The sequence below is a fragment of the Bilifractor sp. HCP3S3_D3 genome (assembly GCF_052063915.1).
Lineage (GTDB): Bacteria > Bacillota > Clostridia > Lachnospirales > Lachnospiraceae > Bilifractor.
The window spans coordinates 1-625 of the sequence record NZ_JBQHWP010000057.1 but is presented as its reverse complement, the minus strand read 5'-3'; the positions used below and the strand labels follow the sequence as shown (position 1 = coordinate 625).

1 protein-coding gene is annotated in these 625 nt (G+C 52.5%); it reads right to left on the bottom strand.

Features of this window, described 5'->3' with window-relative positions:
• A partial coding sequence (locus ACTNDI_RS14015; RefSeq protein ID WP_441101572.1) for an MBG domain-containing protein occupies positions 1-625 on the bottom strand: 625 nt, incomplete at both ends.

Sequence of the window (625 nt, the reverse complement as noted above, 5' to 3'; positions counted from 1 at the left end):
CCATTTCCTACCTGATAGGAAATCGTCGTGCCTTCCGTTACGCTTGCGTTTGCACTTGCAGCGTGAGACTTGCCATCGTATTCGCTTTCGTATCCGTTAGCGGTAAGTGTCAATGTGCCAGACTTGCTGATGGTCAGGGTTCCCGGCACATAAGTCACTGCATAGTTACCCTGGCTTGCTTCGCCGGTCGGCGTGATTGCATAGGTGCCAACGTTTTCGCCTTCAGCGCGGCTTAGCGTATATCTGACAGTATCGTTATCCAGTGTTCCACTTACTGTTGCCGTCAGCTCAGGATCAGCAGCTCCATACGTCTTGCCCTTGTTCCCCGCTGTGACTGTGACTGCCTTCGGTGTTACCTTCAGCGTTACGGTTGTACTTGCCGTTTCATAGTTTGCATTCTCGGCTTTGACGTTGACTGTCTGCTCGCCGACATCCTTGATGCTCGGGGCTTCCGTTGTCCACTCGCCATTTCCTACCTGATAGGAAATCGTCGTGCCTTCCGTTACGCTTGCGTTTGCACTTGCAGCGTGAGACTTGCCATCGTATTCGCTTTCGTATCCGTTAGCGGTAAGTGTCAATGTGCCAGACTTGCTGATGGTCAGGGTTCCCGGCACATAAGTCACTG